Origin of the sequence: Anabaena sp. AL09 (assembly GCF_001672255.1) — a bacterium.
In the GTDB taxonomy this organism is placed as follows: domain Bacteria; phylum Cyanobacteriota; class Cyanobacteriia; order Cyanobacteriales; family Nostocaceae; genus Dolichospermum; species Dolichospermum lemmermannii.
On sequence record NZ_LJOQ01000074.1, the window covers coordinates 18,932 to 33,521 of the forward strand.

11 protein-coding genes and 1 pseudogene are annotated in these 14,590 nt (G+C 37.6%); 9 read left to right on the forward strand and 3 right to left on the reverse strand.

The window, feature by feature from the left end; genetic code table 11:
• Positions 1-69: 69 nt before the first annotated feature.
• The 4 genes and pseudogenes from AN490_RS13960 to AN490_RS13975 all read left to right on the forward strand — a co-directional run bounded on the left by AN490_RS13960 (position 70) and on the right by AN490_RS13975 (position 4,816).
• Entirely contained in the window at positions 70-810 is a 741-nt protein-coding gene (locus AN490_RS13960; protein WP_300004315.1) for a biotin/lipoyl-binding protein, read from the forward strand.
• Positions 811-996: 186 nt separating this feature from the next.
• A pseudogene (locus AN490_RS13965) lies at positions 997-1,923 on the forward strand (ABC transporter ATP-binding protein); the annotation flags it as partial.
• Between the two features lie 635 nt (positions 1,924-2,558).
• A complete protein-coding gene (locus AN490_RS13970; RefSeq protein ID WP_300004318.1) occupies positions 2,559-3,458 on the forward strand; it encodes an ABC transporter permease in 900 nt (299 codons plus the stop codon).
• A gap of 95 nt (positions 3,459-3,553) precedes the next feature.
• Entirely contained in the window at positions 3,554-4,816 is a 1,263-nt protein-coding gene (locus AN490_RS13975; protein ID WP_300004321.1) for a hypothetical protein, read from the forward strand.
• A gap of 264 nt (positions 4,817-5,080) precedes the next feature.
• On the opposite strand, the gene folB is transcribed toward AN490_RS13975, so the two are convergent.
• Positions 5,081-5,446, reverse strand: a complete 366-nt coding sequence (gene folB, locus AN490_RS13980) for a dihydroneopterin aldolase (RefSeq protein WP_300004324.1) — start codon at positions 5,444-5,446, stop codon at positions 5,081-5,083.
• A gap of 12 nt (positions 5,447-5,458) precedes the next feature.
• On the opposite strand from folB, the gene menD reads away from it, so the two are divergent.
• The 4 genes from menD to AN490_RS14000 all read left to right on the forward strand — a co-directional run bounded on the left by menD (position 5,459) and on the right by AN490_RS14000 (position 11,280).
• Positions 5,459-7,168: a 2-succinyl-5-enolpyruvyl-6-hydroxy-3-cyclohexene-1-carboxylic-acid synthase gene (menD, locus tag AN490_RS13985; protein WP_300004327.1), complete on the forward strand. Its 1,710-nt coding sequence runs from the start codon at positions 5,459-5,461 to the stop codon at positions 7,166-7,168.
• A gap of 159 nt (positions 7,169-7,327) precedes the next feature.
• Positions 7,328-8,908: a phosphoglycerate dehydrogenase gene (gene serA, locus AN490_RS13990; protein WP_300004330.1), complete on the forward strand. Its 1,581-nt coding sequence runs from the start codon at positions 7,328-7,330 to the stop codon at positions 8,906-8,908.
• A 287-nt stretch (positions 8,909-9,195) separates the two neighbouring features.
• A complete protein-coding gene (gene prmA, locus AN490_RS13995; protein ID WP_300004333.1) occupies positions 9,196-10,116 on the forward strand; it encodes a 50S ribosomal protein L11 methyltransferase in 921 nt (306 codons plus the stop codon).
• A gap of 108 nt (positions 10,117-10,224) precedes the next feature.
• Positions 10,225-11,280 (forward strand): agmatinase family protein, encoded by a 1,056-nt coding sequence (locus AN490_RS14000; RefSeq protein ID WP_300004336.1) that lies wholly within the window; start codon positions 10,225-10,227, stop codon positions 11,278-11,280.
• Here the strand turns inward: AN490_RS14000 and AN490_RS14005 are convergent.
• Positions 11,248-11,421 (reverse strand): hypothetical protein, encoded by a 174-nt coding sequence (locus tag AN490_RS14005; RefSeq protein WP_300004339.1) that lies wholly within the window; start codon positions 11,419-11,421, stop codon positions 11,248-11,250. The genes AN490_RS14000 and AN490_RS14005 overlap by 33 nt on opposite strands.
• A 370-nt stretch (positions 11,422-11,791) precedes the next feature.
• On the opposite strand from AN490_RS14005, the gene AN490_RS14010 reads away from it, so the two are divergent.
• On the forward strand, positions 11,792-14,206 hold the full coding sequence (locus tag AN490_RS14010; RefSeq protein ID WP_366925042.1) for a hypothetical protein: 2,415 nt from the start codon (positions 11,792-11,794) through the stop codon (positions 14,204-14,206).
• Between the two features lie 17 nt (positions 14,207-14,223).
• Here the strand turns inward: AN490_RS14010 and AN490_RS14015 are convergent, their stop codons facing one another.
• Complete coding sequence (locus AN490_RS14015; RefSeq protein ID WP_300004404.1) at positions 14,224-14,415, reverse strand: hypothetical protein; 192 nt, start codon at positions 14,413-14,415, stop codon at positions 14,224-14,226.
• Between the last annotated feature and the right edge of the window lie 175 nt (positions 14,416-14,590).

Consider the following 14,590-nt stretch of genomic DNA (forward strand, 5'->3'; position numbering starts at 1 on the left):
TAAATTTCTGTTATACTAGACGGTCTAGTATGTATCTTAAAATATAAGTTGATCATCTCAGCTGCTACTATGTCTCAAACTGCGCCAATATCTCCAGACAATTTTACTAATGTGACTATCCCACCATCTCAGCAGCAGAAGGGTAAAAAACCAATTCCTTTGTTATTGGGGTTGTTAGTTGTGGGAGGTGGTATTAGTTATGCAGTGTGGCGAACTCAACCACAAAAAGCGGTAGATATACTGAAACTAAGTGGCAGAATTGAAGGTTATGAAACCGAAATTGGGATTAAGCGTTCGGGAAGAATTGAGTCAATTACAGTGCGAGAAGGGGCTTATGTTAAAAAGGGACAAGAATTAATTAAATTAGATGACAGTAATGATCAATTATTACAAGAACAATTAAGAGGAACTGAGGCTAGGGTAACATCTGCACAATCTGATGAACAACAGGCAATTGCAGATGTGGATAGGGTGCAAAGTGAACTTGAACAAATTAATAGTCAAATTAGGGAAGCAAAACTCAATTTACAGCAGTCGGAAGGGGATACCCAAGGACGAATTCAACAGGCAAAATCTAACGTAGCCGCGGCTAAGGCTCAATTATTACAAACACAAGCCCAAGTTAAGCAAACAGAGGCAGAAGTAAAATTAGCGAAAATCAACCGCGATCGCTATGGACAGCTTATCAAAGAAGGTGCTATTAATCAACAGCAATTTGACCAATCACAAACTACATTAGATACCGCCATAGCCACCTTAGAAGCCCGTCAAGCGGCGGTAGCGGAAATTAGGTTACAAGCTAAAAGTTAGGAATTAAGAATAATTGACCGCAGATAAACGCGGATAAACGCAGATAAAGAGGGATGAATTAATGGATTTTATGATTCTGTGAAGTCTCATATAAAGTTGGGAAAAGCTATAGAAAAAGTTAATAATGACTAATTACCAATTATCAATTACCAATCACCAATTACCAATTACCAATTACCATCTTCACAAATTGTTATTTATGCGAATAATCTCAATCGGGTCTTTGGTAAATTTCAAGCTGTTAAAAGTGTCAATATTGAAGTGCGTTATGGGGAAATATTTGGGCTTTTAGGGGCAAATGGTGCAGGAAAAACCACCACAATTAAAATGTTATGTGGATTATTAGCAGCTAGTGGAGGAGAAATTTCTTTAGGTGGAGAAACCGGAAACTTGCGAAGTGCCAAATTAAGAAAACGCATTGGTTATATGAGTCAAAAATTTACCCTTTATGACGATTTAACAATTTTGCAAAATCTAGAATTTTATAGCGGTGTTTACAGCGTTCCCCGCAAACTTAGAAAAGAAAAAATTGATTGGGTAATTTCTACTTGTGGGTTAGAAGGACAAGAAAATATGCTAACGGGACAATTACCAGGAGGTTGGAAACAAAGAGTTGCTTTTGGTGCTTCAGTTATGCACGAACCAGATATTTTATTTTTAGACGAACCAACATCTGGAGTAGACCCTTTAGCACGTCGTCAGTTTTGGAAACTAATCAATGATTTTGCGCGAAATGGTACAGCAATTTTAGTCACAACCCATTATTTAGAAGAAGCCGAACAATGTAACCGGATGAGTTTTATGGTAGCTGGAGAAATCGCGGCTGAAGGTTCACCCAGTTATATCAAAGATTCTCAACCAGGAAAACTCATAGAAATTATTGTTAATCAAAATCAAGCTGCTTCTAAACTATTAAAACAACAATTTGATGCTTGGAGAGTTTCTATTTTTGCGAATAGTTTACATATAGTTCTCGACAACCCAGAAACAGAAATTCCCCAAGTAATGCAGCTTTTAAAATCGGCAAACTTTACAGTCGAATCACTTCGTCCTATTCCTTTTTCCTTGGAAGATGCTTTTATTGGAATAGTGCAAAGAACGGAGAATAATTAAAACTGATACTTAATATTTGTACTGTTATTGTTAATAAGCGATTCCCAATTACCCATTACCAGCCTTAACTAGATAAATAAAATTCGGACACAACTTGATAAGATTTGTTCTATTATCAATACAACTGAATTTGGTGATTATCAAGAAATTTCCATAATCTAAAAATCATCATCCTAAAAATCATCATCCTGAAAATCCTCAAATCCTGGATATCCTGATTCTGACAAAAAAACTGTCAATCATCACCAGAAATCCAGGGAATAAATTCCCTGTCTCAAAGCTAAAGTCGGTTTTAACCGACTAGAATCTAGTCTAATTTATCGAGGGAACATTTAACAATCACATCCTATAAATCCTTGAATCCTGGACATTATCTCGACTATGGCTACGCCACGCAGGCTATCGCTCGATAACCACCTGATTCAGACAAAAATTTTACTATAATATCTACCTGTTACCTATGAAAAGAATTATTTCCCAGTGTAAGTAGGTGAACTGAAAAATTTAAAGGTATGTGAAGAAAAGTAAAATCGCCCAAAACTCTCTTCCTGTTCCCAGTTAAGAGTTCCCTGTTAACGACAATTTTTAACGCCAACCTACTTATCAAAGAATTAGCTCAATTTAGACGTGATAAATTGACATTAGCATTAGCATTTTTATTGCCATTTATGACATTGTTGATTTTTGGTTTTGCTACCAGATTGGAGAGTCAAAATATTCCCTTAGTTGTTCAGGATTTTGATCATACAAACTTGAGTAATAGCTATATTGAAAAATTATATGCCACAAATCAATTTATCCCCAAAGAATGGACAGGAGGAAACCCAGCGCGAGATGCTATTGATAGAGGTATTGCGAAAGTAGCGGTAATTATTACTCCCCAATTTAGTCGAGATATTAAAGCCAATAAAACCACTACAATTCAAGTTTTAATTGATGCTACAGATGTGAATAATGCCCGTGTAATTCGAGGAAGTATTCAAAGAGTTACCAATTTCTTTATGCAGGAAGCAGGACTTTTACCAACTACGAAAAGAATTACAGCTAGAATCCGTTTATGGTTTAACCCTGGTAGATTAGAATCCCTATATATTGTTCCCGGAGTGTATGGTGTAATTTTGTGGATTTTTCCATCTTTACTAACAGCAATTGCTATGGTCAGAGAAAAAGAAAAAGGGACGATTTTACAAGTTTATGCTTCTAGTATTAGTGCCACAGAATTGTTATTAGGTAAAGGTATGGCTTATCTATTAATTGCCATAACTGAAGCATTAATTGTCATAGGATTAGGGACAATTATTTTTCAAGTAGGCTTGGTTAATAACCCGATTACTTTATTACTAGGAACTTTAATATTTTTAATAGATAGCGTTATGTTTGGGTTACTGGTTGGAGTCCGCAGCAATAACCAAAATTCCGCCGTGCAAATTATTTCTCTGGTGGGGTTTATTACTTCTTTATTATTATCTAGACATAAATTAATAATGGTAGATATTATGCGTTACGTAACTCATATTTTATATATCATAGCATAAATTAAAATGTTGTAGACTTGATTTTGATTTTTTTAGTATTATTTTTGGACACAGTAGGGAATACTAAGTATAGTAATGATTGGATATAAATGACTATGTTCGGGAAAATCAAATTTGCGGCGATTTTCGTGGCTGGTACAGCGGGGATATTGTGGGTGGTGAATTTACCTTATCCGATGATTCGTCAACCTGTAGCTCAAGCAGCGCCATTGCTGTTGTTACCCAGTTTTATGAGTATGGATCGTCACTACCGAGGTGCGATTGATTCCCTGGAACAGGCAGATCAATTAATTAGTAAAGCTACTAGCACGGCCGATATTGAACGGGGTGGAGAAAAAGTTAAAGAAGCAAAAAAACATTTGGAGAATTTACCAGTTTGGTTTTTGGGTTATTATCCACAACCTTATTGTACTTTGTTTGGTTGTTCCTGGCAGTTTACTTTTGATGAATTTGAACAAGCACGTCAGCGAGTGGCGCGGTTAGAAGCAGTGACTTTTCAGGATAAAAATGCCTTAGTCCCATTTAATGAAGCCCAGAAAGAACTATTAGCAGCAAAGCAACAATATCAACAGGCTACAAATACAAAAGATCGAGAAAGTGCGATCGCATCTTGGCAAACAACTATAGATAAATTAGATCAAATTTCTCAACAAACTTTTGCTGGTAAAAACGCCCAAACTCAACTCGCGGCTTACAAACGGGATTTTGAAAATGCGCGAGTTAGTAATTTCATTTCTGCGGCACAGGAATTTGATTTAGAAGCCGAGAAAGTGAAACCCAAAAACTCTCAAGCAGCATCAGAATTATGGCAACAGGCAATTACCAGACTTGAACAAATACCAAATGCAAATCCTCGTTATATGGACGCACAAAAATTAATGGCTGGATACCAAGTCAAACAAAAAACTGTTGTTGATCAACGCAGTTCGACTTTAATTGAAGCTGGAAAACAGTATGCTTTAGCTGCTGCGAAAGCTTCCCAAAATCCTCCCCATACGGCTCAGAAATGGGAACAAATTGGTGAGTTGTGGGAAAAGGCAATTCAGCAATTAGAAAGAATTGAAGTTAGTGAACCCAGTTATGTAGAAGCACAAAAATTAATAGCACAATATCAGACTAATTTAGGAACTATTAAAAGTCGGAGGCAAATGGAAAGTGATGCCGTGGAAATTCTCAAAGAAGCTAATCATAAAATTGAAGAATTGATTGCTTCTCCACCAAGTGATAAAAATCAGATGAGAGCCAAAATTCAGGGAGTTATGACTCAACTTAATACTATCAAACCAGGAACTACTGCCTACACTGAGTCACAACGATTATTAACATTAGCAAATAAAAGAATTCAGCAACTAAAGTAATTAAACCAACTTGTTATAGTGCTTTTCTGCAAAATCGTATTATAGCATATTGCAGGTAAATGAGGAATAAATTTTAATTGTCAAGCCTTACAGCTAATACCAATTTTATGTGAGGCTATACAGAATTATGAAATTAATGAATTTATCCCTCTTTATCTGTGTTTATCTGCGTTTATCTGCGGTTAATTATTATTGATATTCTATTCTATGCAGTTTCAAATTAATTTGGTACAAAGGGTTTTACGGCTAATTATGTGACTCCTGCTACTGAAGTTTACTTCTAGTCAATTCAATACTGATTTTGCCGCTAAAATCAGGAATAGGTGCAGCGGTTTTACTGAGAATAACTTGTACTTGACTAATACCGTCGCTATCCTCTAGAATACCATCAGCTATAACCCCAGCTAGTCTTTCCACCAATGCAAACTTTGAGGTTTTCAGCAATTTTTGCACTAAACCAATTACGCGCCGATAATCTATAGTATCTTCAATATTATCTGTTTTAGCGGGTTGGGAAAGATCCAACCATAATTTAACATCTACCTCAAACCATTGTCCTAATGCCTGTTCTTCTGGTAAAAATCCAGTATAGCCATAGCCGCAAATTCCCGTTAAATGAATACAGTCCATAATCTCTAATCAATGCAACTTACTTTTAATAATCTTAATCTTCTTTGGTGTTATGTATTAACAGAAACCCTCAAACGTTTGGGTTTAAAATGCGCTGTTATCTGTCCTGGTTCTCGTTCTACACCATTAACTGTGGCTTTTGTCCAACAAATACCGCATATTGAAGCAATTCCGATTTTAGATGAACGTTCTGCGGCTTTTTTTGCGTTGGGACAAGCAAAAGCAACGGGGAAACCTGTAGTATTAGTTTGCACTTCGGGAACTGCGGGAGCAAATTTTTATCCAGCAGTAATTGAAGCTAGAGAAAGTCGCGTCCCTTTGTTAATATTAACCACTGACAGACCAGCAGAATTACGAGATTGTCATTCAGGACAAACTATTGACCAAGTAAAATTATACGGTAATTATCCCAATTGGCAAACGGAATTAGCTACACCTTCGGTGGATATGGGAATGTTAGGTTATCTCAGACAAACGGTTATTCACGCTTGGGAACGGTGTCAATTTCCTAATTCCGGCGCAGTACATTTAAATATACCTTTTCGTGATCCCCTCGCGCCCATTCCCGATGGTACAGATTTTACCTTAGATACAGAAGATTTCTTTTCTAGTTTGATTTCCACCCCATTACCAATTACCAATTACCAATTACCAATTACCAATTACCAAAAAGGGATTATTATTGCTGGTGTCGCTCAACCACAAGCCCCGGAAGAGTATTGTAGAGCGATCGCTAACCTAAGTCAATCTCTCCAATGGCCTGTTTTAGCTGAAGGACTTTCCCCTGTCAGAAATTACACAGACTTAAATCCCTATTTAATTTCTACCTATGACATCATTCTTAGAAATCAACAACTTGCCAAAGAATTATCTCCAGAAATCGTAATTCAAATTGGAGAAATGCCCACAAGTAAAGAATTACGCAATTGGTTAATTACTACTAATCCTCAACGTTTGATAATTGATAATTGTGATCAAAATTTAGATCCTTTACATGGAAAAACCACACATTTAAGAATATCAGTAACAGAAATTGGTAAATTGGAAATTGAGGAATTAGCAAAAAGTGAGTATTTACAAAAATGGTGTATATCAGAAAAGCAAGTTAGAAAAAATATTGATGATTATTTTGAAAATGTAGATGAATTAATCGAAAGTAAAACCGCTTGGTTAATTTCCCAAAACCTACCACCAGAAACACCCCTATTCATTGCAAATAGTATGCCAGTGCGAGATGTAGAATTTTTCTGGAAACCCAATAATTTAAGAATTAAACCTTATTTTAATCGGGGTGCAAATGGTATTGATGGTACTTTGTCCACTGCTTTAGGAATAGCACATCATCAGCAAAGTAGTGTAATGCTAACAGGAGATTTATCTTTATTGCATGATACCAATGGTTTTTTAATTAGAAATAAATTTATTGGACATCTAACGATTATCTTGATTAATAACAATGGTGGGGGAATTTTTGAAATGTTACCCATTGCCAAATTTAATCCACCTTTTGAAGAATTTTTTGCCACTCCTCAAAATATTGATTTTGCTCGATTATGTGCTACTTATAATGTGCAATATCAGTTAATTAATTCTTGGGAAGAACTAAAAGATAGCTTAAAGCAATTACCAAAAATAGGAATTAGGGTTTTAGAAGTCAAAACAAATAGGAAAAGAGATGTGATGTGGAGAAAAGAAAATTTAGTAAAATTTAGTAATTGGTAAATAGTTCAAATATTTAGAATATTCAGATCCCCGACTTCTTGGAGAAGTCGGGGATCTATTTTTAAAACAGATTTCCATAATTTTTGCCCAAGTGCCACAGATAAAGATTAAACTAAAAAATCTTGTACAGCAAAACCTGTCAACCAAAATCAAGTTATTATGTCTAAGGTTCTTGTCTCAGATCCAATTGATCAAGTTGGTATTGATATTCTTTCCCAAGTTGCCACCGTTGATGTCAAAACCAACCTCAAGCCAGATGAACTTAAATCCATCATTGGTGAGTATGACGCGCTGATGATCCGTTCTGGAACTCGCGTTACTCAAGAAATTATAGAAGCTGGCACCAAATTAAAAATTATTGGCCGTGCCGGTGTAGGTGTGGATAACGTTGATGTTCCCGCAGCGACTCGCAAAGGGATTGTCGTCGTCAATTCCCCAGAAGGTAATACCATTGCCGCCGCAGAACACGCTTTAGCTATGATGTTATCCTTGTCTCGTCACATTCCTGATGCTAATGCTTCAGTAAAACGTGGTGAGTGGGATCGGAAATCATTTGTTGGTTCGGAAGTATACAAAAAAAACCTCGGCGTTGTCGGGTTAGGAAAAATTGGTTCTCATGTTGCCAGTGTAGCTAAAGCAATGGGCATGAAACTCCTAGCTTATGATCCATTTATCTCCAGCGAAAGAGCGGAACAATTGGGTTGTCAATTGGTGGAATTAAATGTGTTATTCCAGCAAGCCGACTATATCACCTTGCACATTCCCAAAACTAAGGAAACTGCCAACATCATCAACGCTAAAACCTTGGCGTTAATGAAACCCACCACCAGAATTATTAACTGCGCTCGTGGTGGCATTATTGATGAAGCGGCTTTAGCAGTAGCAATTAGAGATGGTGTAATTGCTGGGGCGGCTTTGGATGTGTTCGATTCTGAACCATTAGGTGATTCTGAATTGCTACGCTTAGGTAAAGAAGTTATTCTTACCCCTCACCTCGGTGCTTCCACTGCTGAAGCTCAAGTCAACGTCGCCATAGATGTGGCTGAACAAATTCGGGATGTGTTATTAGGACTACCTGCCCGTTCCGCTGTGAATATTCCTGGACTTGGACCCGATATTCTCGAAGAACTCAAGCCTTATATGGAATTAGCGGAAACCTTGGGGAACTTAGTTGGTCAACTCACCGGCGGCAGAGTTGAGACACTTAATGTTACACTGCAAGGGGAACTGGCAACTAATAAAAGTCAACCTTTAGTTATCGCTGCCCTGAAAGGACTACTTTACCAAGCCCTACGGGAACGGGTCAATTATGTCAACGCTACCATAGAAGCCAAGGAACGGGGGATTCGAGTCATTGAAACCAGGGATGCTTCCGCAAGGGATTATGCCGGTTCATTGCACCTCCAAGCTACAGGGACTTTAGGTACACATTCTGTCACAGGTGCTTTATTAGGTGATAAGGAAATTCACTTAACAGACGTTGACGGTTTCCCCATTAACGTTCCCCCTAGTAAATACATGGTGTTTACCCGACACCGGGATATGCCAGGTATTATTGGTAAACTCGGTTCTCTCCTCGGCAGCTTTAATGTCAATATTGCTAGTATGCAGGTAGGTCGGAAAATTGTGCGTGGTGATGCTGTTATGGCTCTCAGTATTGATGATCCTTTACCCGATGGCATTTTAGAGGAAATTAAAAAAGTAGATGGTATTCGGGACGCATATACAGTCGCACTTTAACTGTGATTTTTGGGATTTATTTGATGCAGATGATTCAGTAATCAATACTTGTCGGTTAAGCTCAAAACAATGAAATTATGTAGGTTGGGTTGTTCGCGTAAGCGTTGCGGAGCAATGGAACGAAACCCAACATTTGCAACGGTTTGTTGGGTTTGGTCTTTGTACCGCAACGGGCAAGCAAGCTACAACCCAACCTACGAAAATCCTTAACCGAACAGTATTGATTCAGTAATTTGATAATCATAGCAATCAAAGTTTGTTTTTACGAATCTAAAATCTAAAATTCTATGGTAAACACTTGGTGGGAATTGAATATTTTATCTGAACCAGATTTAGAAGATACTATATTTTGGCGGTTAGAAAAATTTGGCTGTCGTGGTACATCAGTAGAAATTAAGGGTAATATCGCCATCATTAAGGCTTATTTGCCCAGCTTTAAAACCCAATTACTAGATTTGGCTGCCTTATCACTATGGCTGCGCCAAGATGCACTATGTGTAGGACTCCCTTCACCCATGGTGCATTGGGGCTTAATTGACGAAGAGGACTGGTCTAGTAGCTGGAAACAACACTGGCAACCGGAAGAAATAGGCGATCGCTTTCTGATTAACCCCGCTTGGCTACCTTTACCCGAATCCTTGGACAGGTTAGTAATTCGCTTAGATCCTGGTGTGGCGTTTGGTACAGGCAATCATGCCACAACCCAATTATGCTTAGAATCTCTAGAAATGCGCTTTAGTGAAGTTCCTCAATCCTTTGTGGATACGGAAGAAAAAAAAGAACCGTTAATCATTGCCGATATTGGCTGTGGTTCGGGTATTCTAGCCGTTGGAGCAATCTTACTAGGTGCTGGTAAAGTCTATGCCGTTGATCATGATCCCGTAGCGGTGAGATCCACTTTCAGTAATCGCGCTCTTAATGATATCCGTCCAGACTATTTAATCCCCATTGAGGGGAGTGTAGACATGGTACGGAAAATAATTGATCAGCCAGTAGATGGTATTGTCTGTAATATTTTAGCTGATGTAATTATTGAATTACTCCCAGAAATGACCACAATTACCAAACCCAGCACTTGGGGTATATTTAGTGGAATTCTCCTAGAACAATCCCGGGGTGTTGCTGATGCTTTAAAACAAAATGGTTGGGTTGTTGCTACTCTCTGGAAAAAAAAAGAATGGTGTTGTTTAAATGCCCGTCGTTCTTAATCAAATTCACAAAAAAGTTTATATAGCAGAGAATAGAGAACAGAATTATCACCAAAAAAAATCTATACTCATAAATTTGGAACTTGAATTTATCAAATTATCTTATCCATGAATAACCCACTACAAGAATACAATCCCAACAGCGTAGCCGAAAAAAATGGTAACTTCCTCGGATTACCTGATGATTACGATTCAGCCAATTTAATTATCTTCCCCATACCTTGGGAAGTCACCGTTTCATATCGTGCGGGAACTGCGAACGGACCACAGCGAATTTTAGATGCCTCACTGCAAATAGATTTATTTGATTTTGATCATCCCGACGGTTGGAAACAGGGAATATTTATGGTAGAAATTCCCCAGGAAATGATCGAAAAAAATAACTATTATCGTCAACAAGCAGCCAGAATTATTGAACGTCAAGCTCAAGGTAAATCCCTAACAGATTCACCAGATTTAACCTCTGTTCTAGAAGCAATTAACCAAGCTGGGGAACAGGTAAATCATTGGTTATTGACCCAATCACAAGCAGCAATGAATCAAGGTAAACGAGTTGCTGTCATTGGTGGTGATCACAGTTCACCATTAGGCTACTTTCAAGCCTTAGCTAATCAATATGATGACTGGGGAATTTTACATATTGATGCCCATGCAGACTTACGGAATGCCTATGAGGAATTTGAATTTTCTCATGCGTCTATTATGTTTAATGCCATGAAAATACCGCAAATTTCTAAATTAGTCCAAGTCGGTGTACGAGATATTTGTCATGATGAAGTGCAAATCATTAATCAATCAAATGATCGCATTATTGGTTATTATGATTCAGCAATTAAACAACAACTATATGCTGGTAAAAACTGGTTGGATTTATGTCGAGAAATTATCAACAATTTACCAGAAAAAGTTTATATTAGCTTCGACATTGATGGTTTAGATCCTAAACTTTGCCCCAATACAGGTACTCCTGTTCCTGGAGGACTGGAATTAGAACAAGTTTATTGTTTGTTCCGCGAACTGGTAAATAGTGGTAGAGAAATTATTGGTTTTGATGTCTGTGAAGTTGGTGATGCTGAATGGGATGGTAATGTTGGTGCGCGAATAGTTTACAAGTTAGCAAATTTATTAGATTTATCTCAGAAAGAGGTAATAGGTAATAGGTAATAGGAGTAATAATAACTTTCCTGTTACAACTGACCACTGTACGGGCGAAGCATTTGGAGGACTATTTTTGGCAATGATCGATAATTTATCTTCCAAATGCTTCGCCCCTACTGACAACTGACCACTGTACGGGCGAAGCATTTGGAGAACTATTTTTGGCAATGATCGATAATTTATCTTCCAAATGCTTCGCCCCTACTGACAACTGACCACTGATTTCATATCAGGTTTTATGAAATTTGCATACATACTATGGGAAGATGTTGAAAATAGATCATATAGGTTAAATTGATTCGGGATGTTGTTATGCACTGGATTTAAGTCAAGGTTTGGTTGTCAACCAAACCTTTTTTATTGCTCATTTTCTCCCTGTTCGTGATCGTGATTTCAGCAAAAATATACCCATTCCCAATTATAAACAACAAACAAGATCCCCGACTTCTTGAAGAAGTCGGAGATCTGGGCGAAGTTTTAAGTTTTACCCCAGTACACTGGCAAAATTGCACCAAGTTTGTCAGAATTTATCATTGATGATGTTGAACAACCTCAAATTACCAGCGCTAGTAATAGTCAGATGATCAATAAACCCCGCAAACGCAGACCAAAAGCTACTAAGCTGAATCAGCCTTCTCAAGCTGCAATCAAGAAGAATGTTAAAAAATTACCCAAACGTTCTCAACGGCGTAGTTGGCTATGGTCTACGTTGACTATGGGTCTGTTGTTAAGCAGTGCCAGTGTAATTATTGGTTTTGGCTGGATTAGTGTGCTATTTATTTTAAATCCTGCCCAGATTAGCTGGGTGAATGATTTTTTACCAAAATGGGCAAAAATATCTACAGGTAAACGAGAACTACCGGAAACACTTACAGCTATTGAACTCGGTTTAACTCAAAAACAACGTCTATCTGGCGAAATCCTGCCTTTAGATGGTAAATCAGAGGAATCTTTTTTATTACCAATTTTCCAAAAACGCAAGAATTGTCAATCTCATTGTCAAGAATTGGTAGAATTGAGGATCTATAAACTTTCACCGGATTTGGAATCTAAATTTCAGTCAGAAAAATCCTACTATTTAATTACTAAATTACCTGTTACTGGATTATCGAGAAATTTTGTAGAGTCCTCTTCATTTGCGGCTATTTCTGAATCAGACAATCAAGAAACCAAGACAAATTTACCTTTAAATCAGGTGAAAGCTTTTGCAGATACTAATCTATTTCCAGGATTTTGGTTTTATTTGCAGGGTGAACACAAAAATAACGATGATAATATTACCTATGGTCAAATTGTCTATTACAATCCTACTCTGAAAAGCTTACAACAAATGTTATCTTGGAAGACCCACAATGGTCAATTACCTAAATGGCAACAGATAACGGGTAATGATTCAAAGGAGTTAATTATTGATCAAACGATAAATGTAGAACCAAATTTACAAGTTTATCAAGTTAAACCTAGTAAGTTAGTGGCTAATTCTATTTATTTAGAAGCAATTAATTTCCAAAAACCCGCAATTGATGAATTTGCTTTTCAACAATCTCTGTTATTAGCCAGAAATGGACTTTGGACTCCTGCTTTTACATGGTTGATATCTTTAGAAAAACAGCGTAAACAGCCTTTTTCAGCGGCAGCACGGGCGCAAATAGATGTAATTCGCTTACATTCGGAATTTACGAAAATGCAGGCTGAGAAAAATTGGGCAAGTCCTCAGCAACAAGTTACAGCGGATATTATTGATGGTCGTTGGGAAAAGGCTTTACAGGTATTTGAAACTTCACCTGATTATGGTCAAGAAATTGCTAATTTACTACAAACAGATAAAGGGAGAATCTGGAATCGGTCTGCTGTAGCGTTACGACTCAATCCTAATCGTCGCGCAGTTTTAGCTTGGGTCGCACTAATTTTTAAAGTCCAACGGGGGGAAGAAAGAGCTAATGCTTGGTTGCAAGCACAACCGAATATTAACCAGGAAACACTCAATTATATTCAAGATATTTTAACTAAACTTGATGATGATAAGATCAATGCCCATAAAAGTCGAATTATTGGCACTGTCAACCAAATTAGTCGTATTAATGAGCAGGATTGGTTGCCAATATCTCTGCAAACTGATTTGAAAATTACTAATAATCAAGTTTGGTATCAGGTGGAAGTTAGTGCATTTCATGATGGTACAAGCTGGTTACGTTATCCATTTGCTAATTTTGACCAACTGAAACATCAACCTCGAAAATTTTGGCGAAAAATTCTGGGTATTAGTTATGACCCTAGTATGCAAATTATTGTCTGGAAACCCAATGGAGAACAAGAAGTTACTACGACTACGATTAAAGCTGTACAAGTGCAAGATCAGGGTTTACGGTTGTTAATGTCGGGTTCTGCGCTTTCTCAAAATAAGGTCACATCTCTTCAACCTCAACCTTTAGCCATGACTGTGGATGCGTTGAAATGGATAGAATCGTATCCGGTATCTGTAAAGGAGTTATATCAACAAAAACCCCAATTAGTAGAATTAATCTTGCCGACTATCTGGAGAAAACTACAACAGTCGGGTGATATAAATGCTGGTAATATTCCTGATTTTCAGGAAATGCGGGAAAAAATGGGCGATTGGCCAGTTCAATTGGCTGATTTAACTAATGATGCACAGCAGGAAATTGTCATAACTATTTCTGATCCCGCTATAGCATCTTTAAATCAGTCCGATGGTAATAACTCAAAACCAGTGGAAGATCAGAAACGTCCCCGGACTCTGATTTTGTCGGCGGATAGCAGGGTAATTCATAGTGATTTTGCCCATGCAAGCCAGCAAACGCTAATAGCGATCGCTCAACTTACTGATGACCAATCTCTAGCGTTACTGGTAGAAAAGAAACAGGGCTATAGTTTGCAACGTTGGTCACAAACTAATCAGCAATTTGAATAGTCACCATTACAGGTAATTTATTCTTCGTCGCTGGGAGCTTCCACTTGTTCGCTTTTGAGACTTTGCAATTGCGCTAAAAGGGAATCTACCTCTGCTTGTAAGTCTATGAACTTCACTTGCTGATCGTCTCGATAGTAAGCCTTCGTTAACTTCTTGACTAAGTTAGCGTGGGATTCGCATTCGGAAACACTGGATGACATAGTAGACATAGTGGTTGGCATTACAAACTTAACTCACACCATTTAAAAATAGTATAATATACTTATCTTAATCTTTGTTAAGATATTATATAGTTTTCATAAGACCTCGCGGTAAGTGGGAAACGAGCGTGGCTTGGCTCCCAACAGAGGGAAGCGACACGAGGGATTTTAATCCCTGTGGTAT